At 63.2% G+C, this 19,105-nt stretch carries 14 protein-coding genes; 1 reads left to right on the top strand and 13 read right to left on the bottom strand.

The genetic code is table 11. The features are described 5' to 3' along the window. The 13 genes from AAFO90_RS14400 to AAFO90_RS14340 form a co-directional block, all read right to left on the bottom strand. Nucleotides 1-960, bottom strand: a complete 960-nt coding sequence (locus tag AAFO90_RS14400; protein WP_347509820.1) for a glycosyl transferase family protein — start codon at nt 958-960, stop codon at nt 1-3. After that, the gene (locus tag AAFO90_RS14395; RefSeq protein WP_347509819.1) at nt 957-3,581 is read right to left on the bottom strand and encodes a molybdopterin-dependent oxidoreductase; all 2,625 of its coding nucleotides are present in this window, start codon (nt 3,579-3,581) and stop codon (nt 957-959) included. Before AAFO90_RS14395 ends, AAFO90_RS14400 begins: the two co-directional genes overlap by 4 nt. Next, on the bottom strand, nt 3,578-3,910 hold the full coding sequence (gene nirD / locus AAFO90_RS14390) for a nitrite reductase small subunit NirD (protein WP_274827542.1): 333 nt from the start codon (nt 3,908-3,910) through the stop codon (nt 3,578-3,580). Before nirD ends, AAFO90_RS14395 begins: the two co-directional genes overlap by 4 nt. After that, nucleotides 3,907-6,351 carry a nitrite reductase large subunit NirB gene (gene nirB / locus AAFO90_RS14385; protein ID WP_347509818.1) on the bottom strand — a complete coding sequence of 815 codons (2,445 nt, stop codon included), beginning with the start codon at nt 6,349-6,351 and terminating at the stop codon, nt 3,907-3,909. Before nirB ends, nirD begins: the two co-directional genes overlap by 4 nt. A gap of 5 nt (nt 6,352-6,356) precedes the next feature. Further along, complete coding sequence (locus AAFO90_RS14380; RefSeq protein WP_347509817.1) at nt 6,357-8,036, bottom strand: ABC transporter ATP-binding protein; 1,680 nt, start codon at nt 8,034-8,036, stop codon at nt 6,357-6,359. Between the two features lie 5 nt (nt 8,037-8,041). Next, nucleotides 8,042-9,124: an ABC transporter permease gene (locus AAFO90_RS14375; protein WP_347509816.1), complete on the bottom strand. Its 1,083-nt coding sequence runs from the start codon at nt 9,122-9,124 to the stop codon at nt 8,042-8,044. An 85-nt stretch (nt 9,125-9,209) separates the two neighbouring features. Further along, the gene (locus AAFO90_RS14370; RefSeq protein WP_347509815.1) at nt 9,210-10,577 is read right to left on the bottom strand and encodes a CmpA/NrtA family ABC transporter substrate-binding protein; all 1,368 of its coding nucleotides are present in this window, start codon (nt 10,575-10,577) and stop codon (nt 9,210-9,212) included. A gap of 273 nt (nt 10,578-10,850) precedes the next feature. Continuing rightward, the gene (locus tag AAFO90_RS14365; protein WP_347509814.1) at nt 10,851-12,026 is read right to left on the bottom strand and encodes a CmpA/NrtA family ABC transporter substrate-binding protein; all 1,176 of its coding nucleotides are present in this window, start codon (nt 12,024-12,026) and stop codon (nt 10,851-10,853) included. Beyond that, nucleotides 12,023-12,607, bottom strand: coding sequence for an ANTAR domain-containing protein (locus AAFO90_RS14360; protein ID WP_274834674.1), 585 nt, complete (start codon nt 12,605-12,607; stop codon nt 12,023-12,025). Before AAFO90_RS14360 ends, AAFO90_RS14365 begins: the two co-directional genes overlap by 4 nt. Before the next feature lie 213 nt (nt 12,608-12,820). Beyond that, the gene (locus AAFO90_RS14355) at nt 12,821-13,786 is read right to left on the bottom strand and encodes an oligopeptide/dipeptide ABC transporter ATP-binding protein (protein ID WP_347509813.1); all 966 of its coding nucleotides are present in this window, start codon (nt 13,784-13,786) and stop codon (nt 12,821-12,823) included. Next, nucleotides 13,783-15,669: a dipeptide/oligopeptide/nickel ABC transporter permease/ATP-binding protein gene (locus AAFO90_RS14350; protein WP_347509812.1), complete on the bottom strand. Its 1,887-nt coding sequence runs from the start codon at nt 15,667-15,669 to the stop codon at nt 13,783-13,785. The genes AAFO90_RS14355 and AAFO90_RS14350 overlap by 4 nt, the downstream gene beginning before the upstream one ends. Next, a complete protein-coding gene (locus AAFO90_RS14345) occupies nt 15,666-16,613 on the bottom strand; it encodes an ABC transporter permease (protein WP_065272428.1) in 948 nt (315 codons plus the stop codon). The genes AAFO90_RS14350 and AAFO90_RS14345 overlap by 4 nt, the downstream gene beginning before the upstream one ends. A 57-nt stretch (nt 16,614-16,670) precedes the next feature. Continuing rightward, complete coding sequence (locus tag AAFO90_RS14340; protein ID WP_065272427.1) at nt 16,671-18,245, bottom strand: ABC transporter substrate-binding protein; 1,575 nt, start codon at nt 18,243-18,245, stop codon at nt 16,671-16,673. 91 nt (nt 18,246-18,336) lie between these two features. On the opposite strand from AAFO90_RS14340, the gene AAFO90_RS14335 reads away from it, so the two are divergent. Further along, entirely contained in the window at nt 18,337-19,002 is a 666-nt protein-coding gene (locus AAFO90_RS14335; protein ID WP_347509811.1) for a DUF1028 domain-containing protein, read from the top strand. Nucleotides 19,003-19,105 lie beyond the last annotated feature (103 nt).

Here is a 19,105-nt window from a genome sequence, read left to right as displayed (position 1 = left end):
TCAGGCTGTGAGGGGAAGGGCCGTCGGCACAGGGCTGCCGTCGGGAAAATGCAAAGGGCTGTTGGCACAGCCCAGCGTGTCCATCGCCAGCCGCGCGGTTCCAAGGATGACTTCACCCTCAAATCGCGGCAGTGCGGCAGGGCTGATCGCCACCTTCAGCGAATTGATATGGCCTGCGCTGTCCGCCAGGCGCCGGGTTTCCTGTAGGCGCGGTGCCTCGGTGTCCTGCCAAAGCGCGCCATCCCGCAATCCGAAGGCTTCAATCGCCTTGGCCGGGTGACGTTCGAATTCGCCGCCGCCCCCCTTGATCACGGTCAGGGACTGCCAGCCAAGGCGCTGGGCGGCATCGGCCTGCAACAATCGATAGGAGGGGTGAAAGACGCCCTGAACACTGGCCGCCGCGCCAGCCGGGTTCAGCATCCGGCACACCGTGTTGACGCAAGAACGCAGGCCAAGCACCGCACGCAGGGACAAGAGCTGCATCAGGGGCGGGCAAAGATCTTCCAGCGGCATATAAACGATATTCCCCGCGTTCAGCGCGGCTTCGGCCTCGGCGGGGGTATGGGCAATCGGGATGGCAAGGGTTTCAAGACCGTTTCGCACGGTGGGATCGGATCCGTTCCAGCCATGCAGCATCACCCGCTTGCCGCTTTGGGCCACCATCAGCGCCGAGACAAGGAACCAGGGAAGCCCACGCGTGCGCCCTGCCGCATAGGACGGCCAGTCGAGGTCGACCTGCGGCAGCGCCGGGACCTGTTCTTGTGCGGCAGCCGCGAAACCGGCAATCTCTTCCGCCGTTTCGCCCTTCATGCGCAAGAGCATCAACAGCGCGCCAATGGCCTCGGGCGCGGCGTCCTTGCCCAGCATCAGGGTCATGGCATCCCGCGCTTCGTCTTGGGTCAAAGAGCGGGAGCGTCCGGGGCCATGACCCAGGGTGCGCACATGACCGACCAGGCTCATTCCGCCGCCTCCCGCTGATGGGTGCTGGCCAGAATGGCGGCCAGTTCCGGGCGGCAGGAGCCGCAGTTGGTCCCCGCCTCCAGTGCGACACCGATCGCTTCCACCGTCATCAGGTGCTGGGTTTCGATGGCGCTGATGATGGTGTTGATCCCAATCCCGAAGCAGGAGCAGATCACCGGGCCAGGATCGGGCACATCCGCCGGGGGGCGACCGGTCAGAACCTCTGTGCCTGCCGCATACGGGAGCGTGGCAAGATAGTCCCGCACCACCGCCACCGGTTCCCGGTCCACAAACAGGGCCGCAAGAAGGCGCCCCTTGTCGAACAGGGCGATCCGGGCTGTTCCCCGTGCGGGGTCCAGAATGGTGGCAGCTTCGGCGCCGGGCAGATCGAACAGGCGGCGGGCTTCCTCTTCCCAATCGGGCGCAGGCGCGTATCCGGCCATCTCGGCGCGATAGCCGCCACGGGTGGGCGCCAGCGCCCAATAGTCAGCGTTTGGCGCCATGGGCCGGGTCGAGACCGCGAAACCATACCAGGCGGCCTCCATCTTCTGGACGGCAACGACGCTGGCCTTGCTTTCGGGCTGGCCTGACACTGGGTCGGTTTCGGCTGCGACCAGATCGTCGATCCGGCCAGAGGGCGCGGTTTCCCCGGTCCAGTGGATCGGCGCAAAGACCTGCCTGGGTTGCACCGCGTCACTGATCCGGGCGCGCAGGATGGCGCTTCCATTGGGGCTGCGCACCTCCACAAGATCCGCAGGGGCGATGCCCAGGGCGGCTGCGTCTTCCGGGTGCAATTCAAGGAAGGGTTCCGGCATATGCGCGCCAAGGCGTGGCGACAGCCCCGTGCGCGTCATCGTGTGCCATTGGTCGCGAAGCCGCCCGGTGTTCAGCCGGAAGGGGTACTTTGGCCCCGTCCTGGCTGCGGGCGGGCGATAGCGCAGCGGCAGCAGCCGGGCCTTTTTGTCGCCATGGTAGAAATTGCCATCGGCAAAGAACCGGCCACCGCTGCGATCTGCGATGACAGGCCAGCGGGTGGGGGCAAGGGTGTCATAGGCCGATGCCTCCAACCCGGAGAGGCCGGAGATGTCGAAATCACGTCCGAACTGACCCGCGACCCCAGAGAGGGCGGCATATTCACGGAAGATCTCAACCGGGCTTTCATAGTCAAAGGCCGCGTGCCAGCCCATGCGTTTGCCAACTTCGCAGAGGATCTGCCAATCGGGGCGGGCCGCACCGGGGGCGGGCAGGGCCGCGCGCTGGCGGCTGATGGTGCGGTCTGAATTGGTAACGGTGCCGTCCTTCTCCCCCCAGGCGCTGGCGGGCAGCAGCACCCGTGCCAGACGCGCGGTGTCACTGTGTTCGGTGATGTCACTGACCACGGTGAAAGGGCAGGCCTTGATCGCCGCGCGCACGGCGGCGGAGTCGGGCATCGACACGGCGGGGTTGGTGTGAATGACCCACAGCGCCTTGATCCGCCCGTTGGCCACGGCACGGAACATGTCCACCGCCTTCAGGCCCGGCGCCTCGGGCATCTGCGGGGCCTGCCAGAAATCGCGCACCGCCTGACGGTGATCGGGGTTTTCCAGATCGAGATGACAGGCCAGCATATTCGCCAGCCCGCCGACCTCGCGCCCGCCCATGGCATTGGGCTGGCCGGTCACCGACAAGGGCCCCATGCCGGGCCTGCCGATGCGCCCGGTGGCAAGGTGGCAGTTCAGGATCGCGTTGACCTTGTCGCTGCCGCTGGTCGATTGATTGACGCCCTGGCTGTAGATGGTGACGGTCTTTTTGGTGCCGATCCACATGTCGCAGAAGGCGCGGACCTCGTCCTCTGTCAGCCCGGTCGGGGACAGGGTCTCAAGCTGGGCTGCTTCGAGCGCAGCTTCGAACCCATTGGTGTGTTGCAGGAAATCGGGATCCATCGCGCCGCGCGCGTCGATCTCCCTCAGAAGGTGGTTGAACAGGGCCACGTCCGACCCCGGTTCAAGCGCCAGATGCAGATCGGCGCCGTCGCAGCTGGCGGTGCGGCGCGGGTCCACCACCACAATCTTGGTGCCGCGTGATTTGCGGGCCGCAAGAAGGCGCTGGTAGAGCACCGGATGGCACCAGGCGAGGTTTGACCCCACCAGCACCACCAGATCGGCCTCGTCCAGATCCTCGTAGGTGCCGGGCACGGTATCACTGCCAAAGGCGCGCTTGTGCCCCGCCACGCTGGAGGCCATGCAGAGCCGCGAATTGGTGTCGATATTGGCCGAGCCGATGAAGCCTTTCATCAGCTTGTTGGCGACGTAGTAGTCTTCGGTCAGCAGCTGGCCCGAAACATAAAAGGCGACGCTGTCAGGCCCATGATCGCGGATCGTCTGGGAAAACCGATCCGCAACCAGATCGAGCGCCGTGTCCCAATCGCTGTTCTGCCCGTCTATCTTTGGAGCAAGCAAACGATGCTCCAGCCCCAGAGTTTCTCCCAGGGCCGAACCTTTTGAACAGAGCCGCCCGAAGTTGGCCGGATGGTCGGGATCGCCGCGCACGGAAAGCGCGCCGTTCTTGTCCTCAGACAACAGAACTCCGCAGCCCACCCCGCAATAGGGACAGGTGGAGCGGATCCCGCCGGGCGCGCTCATGCGGCGCTCCGCCCGGTAAGGGCGCTGGAGTCAAGCAGCATACGCTGCCCTTCCAGACGCAAGGGGTAGGTCTCGATCCGCCCGTCATCAGCACCCTGCGCCTCTCCGGTATTGAGATCAAAGACCCAGTTGTGCAGCGGGCAGGTCACCGATTGCCCGTGCACGATGCCTTCGGACAGCGGGCCGCCCTTGTGCGGGCAGCTGTTGGAGGCGGCAAAGACCTCTGCCTCGGCGGTGCGAAAGACCGCGATACAGCCCATCGGGGTTTTCAGAAGCCGCGCGCCTCGCAGGGGCACCTCGTCAATATGTCCGATATCGATCCAGCTCATTCTGCGGCCTCCAGGGTGAGATCGGCAAGGGGGGCATAAGCGGCGGATTTCTCCTCCACTTCCTTGGCCCAAGGGTCCTTGCGGTAGATGGTTTGCGACAATTCAAACGCGTCGATCAGGCGCTGGCGTTCCTCCAGATCGTCGACCACGCGGGCCTTCACCCAATCAAGGCCGACCTTGGCGACCCATTTGTAAGGCCGGTCGAGGTATTTGGCGTTCTCGCGGTAAAGCTGCATGAAGGCAGTCGCGAGATCGAGCGCCTCTTCCTCGGTTGCCACATCGGCCAGCCGTTCGGTTTCCTTCACGTCCATGCCCGCCGCGCCTGCGACACCGATCTGGTAACCACTGTCGACGCAGACAACGCCGATGTCCTTGCAAGTGGCCTCAGCGCAGTTGCGCGGACAGCCCGAGACGGCCAGCTTCACCTTATGCGGAGACCATGAGCCCCAGAGCCGTTTTTCCAGCTTGATGCCAAGGCCGGTGCTGTCTTGGGTGCCAAAGCGGCAATGATCCTTGCCGACGCAGGTTTTCACCGTGCGAAGGCCCTTGGCGTAGGCGTGGCCCGAGACCATGCCCGCCTTGTTGAGATCGGCCCAGATATGCGGCAGATCCTCGCCCTTGACGCCAAGGAGGTCGATCCGCTGGCCGCCGGTCACATGCACGGTGGGTACGTTGTATATTTCGGCGGCATCGGCGATGGCGCGCAGCTCGTCCGGGGTGGTCATCCCCCCCCACATGCGCGGCACCACGGAAAAAGTACCGTCCTTCTGGATATTGGCGTGCTTGCGTTCGTTGACGAAACGGCTTTGCGGGTCGTCCTGATATTCCACCGGCCAATCGGCGAGCAGGTAGAAGTTTACCGCCGGGCGGCAGACATGGCAGCCATTGGGGGTTTTCCAGCCCAGCTCCTGCCAGACCGCAGCCTGAGATTTCAGCTCTTGTGATTTGATCAGGCGGCGCACGTCCTCATGCGTCAGGTCACAACAGCCGCAGATCGGCTGCGCCGTGGGGGCGGCGTAGTCGTCCCCAAGGGTGACGGCCAGCACCTGTTCCACCAGTCCCGTGCAGGTCCCGCAGGAGGCAGACGCCTTGGTGCAGGCCCGCAATGCACCCAGATCGGTGGCACCATCGTGGATCGCCGAGACGATATCGCCCTTGCATACGCCGTTGCAGCCGCAGATTTCCGCATCATCCGGCAAGGCTGCAACGGCTAACAAAGGGTCCGCGGAGGCGCCCCCCTGATAGGCCGGGCCAAAGATCAGCGTATCGCGCATCTCGGCGATATCGCTGCCGTCCTTGATCTGACTGTAGAACCAGGCGCCATCGGCGGTATCGCCGTACATCACAGCGCCGATCAGTCGATCGCCTTCCAGCACCAGCCGCTTGTAGACGCCGCGCGCGGGATCGCGGAAAACGATATCCTCGCGCCCTTCGCCTGTCGCGAAATCTCCGGCGCTGAACAGATCGCAGCCGGTCACTTTCAGCTTGGTCGAGACCTCCTTGTTCACGAACCGCGCGTCCTGCCCCAAAAGGGTCTGCGCCAGCACCTTGGCCTGATCGTAAAGCGGCGCCACAAGACCAAAGAGCGCACCATCGTGTTCAACGCATTCACCAAGGGCGAGGATATCGGGATCCGAGGTCACCATGTGGTCGTCCACCACGACGCCCCGGTTGCAGGAAAGGCCCGTTGCCTCTGCCAGCGCCATATTAGGGCGGATGCCCACCGCCATCACCAACAGATCGCAGGGCAGTTCGGTGCCATCCTCCAGCCGCAGGGCCTTCACATGGCCAGTGCCGTCATCCAGGATCTCCTTGGAGTTCGCCTGGCAAAGGACCTTGATCCCCTTCTCAACCAGCGATTTGCGCAAGAGATATCCGGCTGCCTCATCCAGCTGACGCTCCATCAGGTGACCCATGATATGGACGACGGTGACATCGACGCCGCGCGCGGCCATGCCTGCTGCCGCCTCCAGCCCTAACAGGCCACCACCGATCACGACCGCCTTTGTGCCGGGGGTGTCGCCAAGGGCCATCATCGCCTCGGTGTCTTCCAGATCGCGGTAGGGGATCACGCCCGCCAGATCATGTCCGGGCAAGGGGATCATGAAGGGGTTCGACCCGGTGGCGATGACCAGCTTGTCGTAAGAGACATCGCCCTTTTCGCCGCGCACGACTTTCTGCGCGGGATCGATGACGGTAACCTTTTCACCAAACCGGCAGGTGATGCCATGCTCGGCGTACCAGTCTTCGTCATGGGTGACGATCTCGGCATAGGTCTTTTCGCCTGACAGCACCGGCGACAGCATCAGCCGGTTGTAGTTGCCGCGCGGCTCCGCATTAAAGAGGGTGATCTCATAGGCCTCTGGGTTCGCGTTCAGAAGATGCTCCAGCATCCGTCCCGAGGCCATGCCTGCCCCGACGATAACGAGTTTCTGCTTCATGGTCCTCACTCCGCAGCGACGGCGCTCAGCGCCGGTTTTTTCGGTTTCGCGCCATGCTCGTATTCTTCCAGGAAATCGAGCACCTCTTGCCGATAGCTGTAGTAATCCGGGTGTTCGAGCAGCGCCTTGCGGGTGCGTGGGCGCGGCAGGTCGACCTCGGTGATCTTGCCGATGGTGGCCTGCGGACCATTGGTCATCATCACCACCCGGTCAGCCAAAAGGATCGCCTCGTCCACATCGTGGGTGACGCAGATGGCGGTCACTTTGGTGCGGGACCAGACCTCCATCAGCACCTCTTGCAGTTCCCAGCGGGTCAGGCTGTCGAGCATCCCGAAGGGTTCATCCAGCAGCAGCAATTTGGGCGACAGGGCAAAGGCGCGCGCAATGCCCACCCGCTGCTGCATGCCGTTGGACATGTCGCTAGCCGGGCGGTCCATCGCATCGGCAAGGCCGACGCGTTCCAGATAGTATTCCACCACGTCCTGCCGCTCGGCGCGGCTGGCACCCGGGTAGACCTTGTCGACCCCGATGGCGCAGTTTTCCCGCGCGGTCAGCCAAGGAAACAGGTTCGGCGACTGGAACACCACGGCGCGTTCGGGATCGGCGCCCTCCACATGGCGGCGGTCCAGCTTGATCGCCCCCTTGGAGATCGGGTTCAGACCCGCCGCCATGGTCAGGACAGTGGATTTGCCGCAGCCCGAGTGGCCGATCAGCGAGATGAACTCGCCCTTGTTGATCTTGAGGTTGAAATCCTCGACCACGGTGAGCGGCCCCTTTGGCGTGGGGTAGATCTTGTGCAGTTGCGAGAAGTCGAGGAAGCGTTCCTCGGTCGCGCTTTCCTGTGCCTTGGCCACTGCGGACGGCAGGCCATGGATCGGGGTCACGTCGGGCAACAGGCGGGTGCCTTCGACCTTGGCCTCGATCCCAACCTCCATCAGGTAGGAGGTGACCTGGCTGCGCAGGGTCTTGAACCCTTCGTGGTGGTTCATCTCGACCCGGTCGCGCGGGCGGGGGATGGTGACGCGGAATTCCTCGCCAAGGGTGCCATCGGGATTGAGCGCAATGATGCGATCCGCCAGAAGGATCGCCTCGTCCACGTCATTGGTGATCAGCACGCAGGTCTTCTTGTCCGCCTCCCAGATCGCCTCGATCTCGTCGGCGAGGTTGGCGCGGGTCAGCGCATCCAGCGCCGAAAGCGGCTCATCCAGGAGCAGCACTTCGGGCGACATGGCCAACGCACGGGCCACGTTGACCCGCTGACGCATCCCGCCGGACAGTTCCGCCGGGCGGCGGCTCGCGGCATGGGACAGGCCAACCATCTGGATGTAATGCGCGACCTTGGCGTCCTTTTCTGCCTTGGGCATCTTGGGGAAAACCGTATCGACGGCAAGGCGCACGTTGCCTGCCACGGTCAGCCAGGGCATCAGCGAATAGCTTTGGAAAATCACGCCGCGTTCCGGGCCGGGGCCTTCGATCTTCTGATCGCGAAAGCTGACGGAGCCTTTGGTCGGGCTGTCGAGCCCCGCCATCAGGTTGATCAGCGTCGTCTTGCCGGTGCCGGAAAACCCGAGCAGCACGAGGAATTCGCCCTCTTCGACCTCAAGGTTGATGTTCTTCAGCACATGCGTTTCGCTGGTGCCCGTGCCAAAGCTTTTGGAGACGTTGTCGAATGTCAGAATAGCCATGGCGATCACCGGTTGTTCGTGAAGGTGAACAGGGACTGCAGCGCAAACATCACCCGGTCCAAGAGGAAGCCGATGATGCCGATGGTGAAGACCGCCACCATGATCTTGGCCAGCGAGCTGGAGGAGCCGTTCTGGAACTCATCCCAGACGAATTTGCCAAGCCCCGGGTTCTGCGCCAGCATTTCCGCGGCGATCAGCACCATCCAGCCGACGCCCAGGGACAGGCGCAACCCGGTAAAGATCAGCGGCAGCGCCGAGGGCAGCACCAGTCGGGTGATCTTGGTCCAGGTGTTCATTTTCAGGACCTTTGAGACGTTCACCAGATCCTTGTCGATCGAGGCAACGCCCAGCGCGGTGTTGATCAGCGTCGGCCAGAGCGAGCAGAGCGTCACGGTGATGGCCGAGATCAGGAAGGATTTGGAAAACAGCCCGTCATTGGTCGCATAGACCGCCGAGACGATCATGGTGACGATCGGCAGCCAGGCCAGCGGCGAGACCGGTTTGAAGATCTGCACCAGCGGGTTGATGGCAGCATTGGCCGTGGGCGACAGACCCGCCGCGATGCCCAGCGGCACGGCGACGACGGTTGCAATCAGGAAGCCAAAGAACACCGTCCGGATCGAGGTCCAGATCTGCTGATAATAGCTCGGCGCGCCGGTATAGGCGATGGTCTTGACCTCATCGGCGCGGCCCGCAGCGATCAGTTTCTCGTTGCGCTTGGCCACCATGGCTTCGAATTTCTCGCGCTTGGCGGCCTTGGCCTGCGCATCCTCGTGCAGGTTCACCACCTCGGCCCAGACCTGCGCCGGACCGGGCACTGCCCCAAGCGATGTCTGCACCTTCGGTGCCAATGTGCCCCAGAGCAGCAGGAAGGCTGCGATGGCGATCAGCGGAACAGCCAGAAGACGCCAGATTTCCTTGACCTGAGCCTGCGGGTTGTCGCCTGCAACGGCTTTCAGGATTGGCGTGATCCAGGACATGCCCAGAACCTGGAACCATTTGTCAGCGGTGTTGATCTGGGTGAACAGCCTTGCGCGCCGGGCTTCCCGCTCCTCGGCGGCGGCAAAATCGGGGTCGGTCGTGGTCATCGGAAGAACCTTTCGAAACCAGAGGTATAACGGGGAGGGGAGAGGCGGAGCGCGCCGGTCTGGGCGCGCGCCGGATCAGGAGAGGTCAGCCTTCGACACCGGCACCCACGACGACCTGCTCGCCCTTCAGGCCGATCGGCAGGCTTTCGAGGTAAGCGTTGGGGGTGCGGCCATCAAAGGCGATACCGTCGATGATATCCTCGGCCGGAGTCACTGCCTTGTAGCCATCGCTGTCCCAGGGGAAGTCGGCACTGTCGGCAAGGCCTTCGTCCACCAGCATCTTGGCCGCGTCCAGATAGATGTCCGGGCGGTAGACCGACTTGGCGACCTCGTCATACCAGCTGTCAGGCTTGGCATCGGCGATCTGACCCCAGCGGCGCATCTGAGTGAGGTACCAGACCGCGTCCGAATAGAACGGGTATGTGGCGTTGTAACGGAAGAAGACGTTGAAATCGGGCACTTCGCGCTTGTCGCCCTTTTCGTATTCAAACGTGCCGGTCATCGAGTTGGCAATGACGTCGTAGTCGGCGCCGACGTATTCCGGGCGGCTCAGGATCTCGACCGCTTCGGGGCGGTTGGCGTTGTCGTTCTCATCCAGCCAGATGGCGGCGCGGATCAGCGCCTTGGTCACGGCGCGGGTGGTGTTGGGGTATTCTTCGGCAAACTCGGCGGTGATGCCGAACACCTTTTCCGGGTTGTTCTTCCACAGCTCGTAATCGGTGATCACCGGAACGCCGATGCCCTTGAACACCGCCTGCTGGTTCCAAGGCTCGCCCACGCAGTAGCCATTGATGGTGCCCGCTTCCAGCGTGGCAGGCATCTGCGGCGGCGGGGTCACGGACAGGAAGACATCGGCACCGATCTGGCCGGTCACGTTTTCCGGGCTGTAATAGCCGGGATGCAAACCGCCGGCGGCCAGCCAGTAACGCAGTTCGTAGTTGTGCGTGGAGACCGGGAAGACCATGCCCATGTTGAAGGGCTTGCCTTCGGATTTGTACTGTTCGACCACCGGCGCCAGTGCCTCGGCAGAAATGGGATGCTGCGGGCGACCGTCATCCATGGTGGGAATGTTCGGCTTCATCATCTCCCAGACTTCGTTGGAGACGGTGATGCCGTTGCCGTTCAGATCCATCGAAAAGGGCGTGATGATATGCGCCTCGGTGCCAAAACCGATGGTCGCAGCCAGCGGCTGTCCAGCCAGCATATGCGCGCCGTCCAGCTGCCCGCCGATGACGCCATCCAAAAGAACCTTCCAGTTGGCCTGTGCTTCCAGCGTGACGAAGAGACCTTCGTCAAGGAAATACCCCTGCTCATAGGCCACGGCGAGGGGCGCCATATCGGTCAGCTTGATAAAGCCGAAGGTCAGCTCGTCTTTTTCAAGTTCCAGTGCTTCGGCAAAGGCCGGGCTGGTCAGAGCGGTGGAGGCCACGAGGCCAAGCATCAGTTTTCTCATCTTCTTCCCTTTCGGTAGCGCCCGGTCGGAGGAGGATGGAACCGGGCAAACGCAAAACAGGCCGCTACGCTACGCGCCGAAGGTATCGGCGGTGCGAGAGCGGCCTTGCTCAGAATATCCCTGTCAGTGGGAGAATTTCGGACCGGCCCACCCCGTTGTGAGCCGATGTCCTCATCTTGCGGCAGCGCAGCATGATGGCGAAGAAAAAACGAAAATCTGATCGGGATTTTCCCAACCCAGGCAGCCTGGGCGGGATTTTTGCCCAAAAAATGATCAATCAGTGGCGTCCGGGTTAAAAACCCGACCATCAAAGAACGCATCAGGCATCAGGCACAATTCACCCCGCGTCGAGGCCACCGCCGTTTTTTGTCGAATCGCGCCTTCCAGTTTTTCGGATGCACCCGGCATATCCACACCAGCCTCGCCCAGCAGGCTGCGGTGCAGATCCGCGCGGAAGACCCGGGAAACCTCATCAAGAGAGGGCGAAGCTGCGGCCTCATGGGATTGCCGCAGACGATGGGCGATCCACTTCGCCTGACTGCGCCAGGGAAAGGTGGCCGCGCCGTGGTGGAATTCGACGAAACTGTCGACCCGGCGCTGCTCGCCCCGGTCCGAAACGGTGAACTGCCCCGATAGGGCCCGGTCAATGAGTTCCGGCGACACGTCCAGATAGTCCTTGCGCGACAGGATCTCTCCGGCGGTGCTGCGGCTTTCGGGCTTGGCCAGCCAGCGCCCGGCCTGCCATAGCGCCCGCATCATCCGCCCCAGCAGAGCCGGTTCGCTCTCGGCCCAGTCTGTTTTGACCGCAAGCACCTTTTCGGGCGCAAAGCCCCAGATCGCCTTGCCCGGCAGCAGCAACGCCCCTGCCCCCTGGTCCACCGCGACCGATCCCCAGGGTTCGCCAACGCAGAACGCATCCACATCGCCATTGGCCAGCGCAGTCGCCATCAGGGGCGGCGGCACCGTGCGGATTTCAATCCCCCCAGCGCCAAGGGCGGTGCCTTCGCACCAGTAGCGCAGCAATTCCACATGCATCGAAAACGGAAACGGCACGCCAAAGACAACCGGGCCGGAGCGCACCTCGGCCAGCGCTGCGGCGGCCTTCACCGGATCGGCGAAATCAAAACCATAGCCAATGCCCCGCAGCCGCTCTTCCAGCGCGCGGCCAACACCGATGACGTTTCCGTTGACCGACAGGACCGACACCGCCGAAAGGTCTGTCTTCACCCCGCCCAGCCCCATGGCCATCGCAACCGGCACCGGCGACAGCATGTGGGCGGCCTCGACCCGGCCAAAGGCCAGCATATCCCGTACGGACGACCAGGAGGGCGCGGCGATCAGGTCCAGCGCAATCCCTTCGGACTCGGCAAATCCCATTTCCTGCGCGATGATCAGCGGCGCGGCGTCGACCAAGGGCATATAGGCGACAGGCAGGTGGCTTCGCTTCATCCCAAGAGCCCCGAAGCCGTGACAAGCGCCTCTGCCACATCCGGCACCCGGCGTCCCTGATCCATCGCCGTCTTGCGCAGCAGCGCATAGGCGGCGTCTTCATCAATGCCCTTTGCCTTCATCAGCAGCCCCTTGGCCCGGTCGATCACCTTGCGTTCTTCCAGTGCCCGCCGGGTTTCGGCCAGTTCGTTGCGGATCTGGCGCACCATGCGGAAACGGGCAATGGCGGTATCCATGACGGGTTTGATCCGCTCTGGCGCCAGACCGTCCACCACATAGGCCGACACGCCCGCCTCGATCGCGGTCTGCGCCAGTCCTCCGGCAGGGCCGGACACGAACATGGCCACCGGACGGTCCAGAGGCCCGGAGGCCAGCGTCAGCTCTTCCAGCATGTCACGGGTCGGATTGTCGAGGTCGATCAGAACGATGTCGGGGTCATGTGCCGCAATCTTGCGTGCCAGAGCGCTGGAATTGCCGATCACGTAGACATCGCAATCCGCGCTATCCTTGATCGCGTCGACAACGGCGATTGCGCGATCCCGATCTTCCTCGACAACAACAACTGTTAATCTGGCACCCATTCTTTCCGCTATGGCGATCATGTCTGCCGCCGCAAGCTGCCGCAGCGCCGCAGGGCGTTGCCGGGGCAACCGCCGGAGGGCGCTGGCGGGCGGATGCACATCTTTTTGGCGCGCCGGGCAAAAATGAGGCACCCTGAGAACCGGTCGGGCATCATGCGGCCCGCCGGTTTATCCCTGTCAGGGGCCTGCCACTATGCGCAGCGCGTCGGAGCTTCAGTCCGCTTCGGACAGCGGGTGATTGCAGGCGGCCCAGACCCCGTCCGATTGCTGTTCAAGCGGCGGCGGTGCCTGCCTGCATTCTGCGCTGGCGTAGGGACAGCGGGCGCTGAAGGCGCAGCCCGGCGGCGGGTTCAGCGGATCGGGCAGTTCGGTCTCACGTCCCTCCGGCGCCACCAGCGCCCGTCCAACAACCGGGGCGCTATTCGCCAGAAGCTTGGTATAGGGGTGTTTCGGCTGGGCAAAGATCTGCTCCGCCGGGCCAACCTCGACCACCGAGCCAAAATAGAGCACGGCAACGCGGTCGCTGACTGCCTCGACCACGGCCAGATCGTGGCTGATGAACAGATAGGTCAGCCCGAACTTTTCTTTCAGATCAGCCAGCAGGTTCAGCACCTGCGCCTGCACCGAAACATCCAGCGCCGAGACCGGCTCATCCAGGATCAGGATCCGCGCATCGGCCGCCAGTGCGCGCGCGATACCGATCCGCTGCGCCTGCCCGCCAGAGAATTCATGCGGGTAGCGGTCAAGGAACTCCTCCCGCAGGTTCACCGCGGCAAAGATCTCCCGGATCCGCGCATCACGTTCCGCCGCAGACATGCCATGCAGGTGCTTCAGCGGCGCTTCCATGATTTGCCGGATCGTCTTGCGCGGGTTGAGGCTGCTGATCGGGTCCTGAAACACATATTGGATCTTACGGCCAAACAGTGCCGGATCGGCGGCATCCAGCGGCGCACCGTTGATTTCAATCGTACCGGTAGAGGGCGGCAGCAAGCCCACCAGCATCCGCGCCAGTGTGGATTTACCGCAGCCCGACTCGCCGACGATCCCGAGTGTCTCGCCCTCTTCGACGGAGAGCGACAGAGGCTGCACCGCACGCACCAGCCCCTTTGCCGGGCCGAACAGACGCTTTCCCACCGGAAAGGTCTTGCTGAGGTCGGTCAGTTTCAGAGCCGTCGTCATGCGCGTGCCTCCTGCAGTGTGTCTTCGGGCGCGATGCAACGCACCCGGTGGTCGGCGCCATGATCGACAAGCAAGACATCAGCCGCGCGGCAGCCGTCCTGCGCCTTGTGGCAGCGATCGGCGAAGGCGCAGCCCTGCGGCAGCCGGTCGACCGCAGGCGGCAGCCCCGGGATCGCGGCCAGCTCGCGCCGCCCCTGCCCCAACTCGGGCACACAGGCCATCAGCCGCGCGGTATAGGGATGCGCCGGAGCATTGAGGATCGTTTCACTGGGGCCTTCCTCCACGATCCGGCCCGCGTACATCACCGCAACCCGGTCACAGATCTGCGCCACCACGCCGAAATCATGGGTGATAAAGATGATCGCCAGCCCGCGTTCGCGCCGCAGGTCATCCAGCAGAGACAGGATCTGCGCCTGCACCGTCACATCCAGCGCGGTGGTCGGCTCATCCGCGATGATGACCTCGGGATCGTTGGCCAGCGCCATGGCAATGCCAACCCGCTGCCGCATACCGCCCGACATCTCATGCGGGTAGCTGTCCACGCGCTGCTCCGCATTGGGGATGCGCACGGACTTCAGCAGCTCGATAGCGTGGGCGCGGGCCGCAGCCCGGTCGGTTGGATGGTGAGCGCGCACCGCCTCGATCAGCTGGTCGCCGACGGTGTAAAGGGGGTGCAACGTCGCCAGCGGATCCTGAAAGATATAGGCGATGCGGCTGCCGCGCAGGCTGCGTAGGGTTTCATAGGGGGCTCCGATCAGGTCTTCACCCTTGTAGTGGACAGCGCCGCCGGTGATCACGCCGGGAGGCGAGGCCACCAGCCCCATCACGCTGAGCGCAGTAACCGATTTGCCCGAACCGCTTTCGCCGATCACGCCCAGACATTCGCCGGGCTGAACCTTCAGATCCAGGCCGCCCACCGCCTTGTAGACGCGGTCCTTGACCTGGAATTCAGTCTTCAGCCCGCGCAGCGCCAGCAGGGCATCGTCAGATGCGGCCGGAACCGGGCCGCTTCGATCGACACGGGTGGTGGGCATCGGCCGCGACAGCGCCCCGGACTTCAGCCGGGGATCCAGCGCATCGCGCACCCCGTCGCCCAAAAGGTTGATCGCCATGACAATCACCAGGATCATCGCCCCCGGCACAATCGAGGTATGCGGGTTCGAGATCAGCGCCGCGCGCGCCTCGCCCAGCATCGAGCCGAGATCGGCCTGCGGTGGCTGCGAGCCAAGACCGAGGAAGCTGAGGCCGGCGGTTTCAAGGATCATCCAGCCGACCGTGGTGGACATCGCGATCACGATCACAGGGATCACGTTGGGCAGCACTTCGGTCAGAATGATCCGCCAGTCTTTCATGCCGGACAGGCGCGCGGCATCGACGAATTCCTTATGCGCGATGCCAACGGTGATGCCGCGGATGTTGCGCGCGAAAAAGGGAATGTTGACGGCGGCGACGGCGATCAGCGCATTCATCAGCCCCGGCCCCAGCGCCGCGACAATGGCCAGCGCCAGCAGGATATAGGGAAAGGCCATCAGCATATCGACGCCGCGCATGATGATATTGTCGGTGCGCCCGCCGTAGAAGCCTGCCACGATCCCGATCGCAGCGCCAAGGGTGGCGGCGATCACCGCGGCGGCAAATCCGACCGCCAGCGACAGGCGGGTGCCCCACATCAGGCGGCTCAGCAGATCGCGGCCCAGATGATCGGTACCCAGCAAGGCGCCCTCGGACAGGGGCAGTTTGAACCGGTTTGCCGTATTGGTTACATCCGGATCAGCCAGCGGCAACAGCGGCGTCACCAGCGCCAGCAGCACGACGACGCCCATCACGATCAGCCCGCCAAGGGCAAGCCGGTTGCGGGCGAGAAGCGAAAGAAAGCTCTTCATGTCTTGATCCTTGGATCCAGCATGCTTTGGGCGACATCGACCGCGATGTTGAACAGCACGTAACAGGCTGCCACAAAGACCACGCCGCCCTGCACCAGCAGGATGTCCCGTTTCAGGATGGCATCGACCAGCATCCGCCCGACACCCGGCCACTGAAACACCATTTCGATATAGACCGCGCCGGACAGGACAAAGCCCGCCTGCACCCCCAGAACCGGGATGATGCCGACCATGGCCGCGCGCAGGGCGTGGCGCCAGATCACCGAGCGTTCATGCACACCCTTGGCCCGCGCGGTGCGGATGAAATCCTGCCGCAGCACCTCCAGCATGGCCGAACGCGACAGCCGGGCAATCACCCCGGTCGCAACCACCGCCAGCGCCAGCGCGGGCAGGGTCAGATGACTGATCAGCGCAGAGAGATCGCGGGCGCCGTAGATGGGCCACATGCCCGACACGGGAAACCAGCGCAGCTTCACGGCAAAGATCAGGATCATCATCATGCCAAGGAAGAACGACGGGATGGAAATCCCCAGAAGCACGGCAAAGGTAATCGCCTTGTCCGCCAGACCGTATTGGCGCGCGGCGGAAACAACGCCCGCAGCAATGCCAAGAATGGAACACAGCACAAAAGAGGTACCAGCCAGAACCAGAGTGGCGCCAAAGCGGTCCAGCACCTCGTCCAGCACGGCACGGTTCAGAGAGAAGCTGCGGCCGAAATCACCCTGCAGCATATTGCCAAGCCAGATGAAATACCGCTGCACCATCGGCTGATCGAGACCCAGATCCCGGTTCAGTTTCTCAACATTCTCCGGCGTGGCATAGGAGCCCAGAATAGCCGTGGCCGGATCACCGGGGATCATCGCCATAATGACAAAGACGATGATGGAAATACCAAACAGCACAGGTATCGCCGACATCAGCCGTTTCAGAATATAGCCCGCCATGGCGCGTCCCTCCTGAGTGGCGCCGCCGCAAGATCAGCTGCGGCGACGCCTTGTTTCTTATTTCTTGGCCACGTCATCCAGCAACAGGAAGAACGACGGCTGCAGGGCAAACCCTTCGACCCGATCAGAGGTCACCGCGTTCTGCTTCCAGTTGGCGACAAAGACCCACGGGGCGTCTTCCTGCACGATGGTCTGCATTTCGCGGTAGAGCTTGGCGCGCTCCTCCTGATCGGTGGCAGCACGGGCGGCTTCCAGCAACTCATCAACCTTGGGATTGGAGTAGTAGCCGGAGTTAAAACCGCCTTCTTCGGGCCATGCACTGGTGCGCAGCGCCAGGAACGGCAGGGTGTCCGGATCGTTGGTCATCCAGGCCATCTCGGCCATGTCAGCCTTGCCTTCCAGACCGGGGTTCACCTGGCCAAGGAAGGTGTTCCATTCGTAGGTTTCGATTTTCACGTCAAACCCGACAGCCTCAAGATCGGCCTGAATGGCGGTACCCATGGCCAGCGGATCCAGCATGCCCGAGCCACCTTCGGTGACGTAGAAGGTCAGTTCCGCCCCTTCGGCGCCCGCGTCAGAGATCAGCTCCTTGGCCTTGGCCGGATCATAGGGATAAGGTTCCAGTTCCTCGTTATAGGCCCAGGCAAAGGCCGGAGGCGTCGGACCGGCGGCGACTTCCGCGGTGCCTTCCAGAACGTCATTCACGATCGCGGATTTATTGATCGCATAGTTCGCCGCCTGACGTACGCGCTTGTCGGCAAAGGGGCCTTCCTTAGCGTTCAGGATCAGGAACCAGACGTGCGGGCCAGCCTGTTCGTGCACGGTGTAGGCGTCGCTCTGGAATTCACCCAATGCTACCGGAGGCACCTCGACCATCAGGTCGATCCCGCCCGCCAGCATTTCCGCAGTGCGGGTGTTGGCATCGGTGATCGGGCGGAACACAACCGCGTCCAGCTCGGCCGCGCCATCCCAGTAATCGGCGTTCTTCTCGATGACCACCGCCTCGTTCGAGCGCCATTCGGCGAATTTGAACGGACCCGTGCCGGACGGGTTGCGACCGAAATCGGCGCCGTGTTCGGCCACGGCAGCGGGCGAAACGATCAGGCCGGTCGGATAGGCCAGGTTCGACAGGAACGGTGCATAAGGCGCGTTGAGCGTGAATTTCACCGTCAGCGGATCGACAACCTCGACCTCTTCCACGGCGGAAAAGAAGAAGGCCAGCGGGAAGGGACCGGTGTTGTGATAGGGGTGGTTTTCATCCAGCATCCGGTCAAAGTTGAACTTGACCGCCTCGGCATCAAAGGCGCTGCCATCGTGGAAGGTCACGCCCTCGCGCAGGGTGAAGGTATAGGTCTTGCCATCCTCGCTAATGTCCCAGGCGGTGGCCAGCGCCGGTTCAACTTCCAGCGAGCCATCCTTGTAGCGCACCAGACCGTCATAAACATTCATCAGAATACGGAAGTCATTGACGGCGGTGACCGCAGCGGGGTCCAGCGCCTTCGGCTCGGCAATCTGGCCGACAATCAGGACACCCGGCGGCGTCTGAGCAGCCGCAGAAAGCGGGGAAAGGGCGAGTGCCGTTGCTGCGCCAGCAGCCAACATCGCCCTGCGGGTCAGTTTCAGCAGAGTCATGAGCGGGTCCTTCCCTGTTTATTTATCATAATGAATTGCATTCACGCAAATTATCATGATAAATACAAGGGAAATGTGATTGGACCCTGAAATGACCTTCTCGATTTTGACATACGACCGCAAAACAGGCGTTTTCGCTGCGGCGGCCGCCACTGGCAGCCTTTGCGTGGGCGGCTGGGTGCTGCGGGGGGATATCGAATCGGGTCTTGTGGCGTCTCAAGGCACGGCGCCCAGCAGCTTCTGGCGCGATGACGTGCTGCGGGCCATGTATCAGGGCGAGGACGCCGAAACCGCAGTCACCCGTGTCACCAGCGCCGATCCGGGGCGTGGGCACCGGCAGCTCACCGCGCTGGACCGGCAAGGGCGCACACAGGGCTTCACCGGCGATCAAAGCGTTCCCTATGCCAGCCATATCGCGGAGCTGGGTCTTGTCATCGCCGGCAACATGCTGACTGGTCCCGAGGTTCTGGAAGCTATGAAGACAGCGGCGCAAGCAGAAGCCCCCTCGCCCGCCGAACGCATGCTGCAGGTGCTGACCGCCGCAAAAGGCGCAGGCGGCGACAGCCGCGGGCTGAAGTCCGCAGCCCTGCTGGTGCTGGAGCCGGAGCGCCCGCCGCTGGATCTGCGCATCGACCAGCACGACAGCGATCCGGTCTCGGCGCTGGGGCAGCTTTGGCGGAAAACCTGCCAGTCCCCCTATTTCGACTGGTTGGCAGAGGTCCCCGTGCTGAACGACAAAAGCCGCGCTCCGCAATAGACCGCGCCACAATCGCTCCTGCAAAGGCTGAATCACGGGCTTCACGCTGACGCATTTACGCTGCGCGCAACACGTTTTCGCCACACTTCTGCCGCAATGGCTA

The sequence above is a fragment of the Phaeobacter sp. CAU 1743 genome, from assembly GCF_039839315.1.
GTDB classification, from domain to species: domain Bacteria; phylum Pseudomonadota; class Alphaproteobacteria; order Rhodobacterales; family Rhodobacteraceae; genus Phycobacter; species Phycobacter gallaeciensis_A.
Note: the sequence above shows the minus strand (reverse complement) of the source record. Positions and strands in the feature narration are given on the sequence as shown.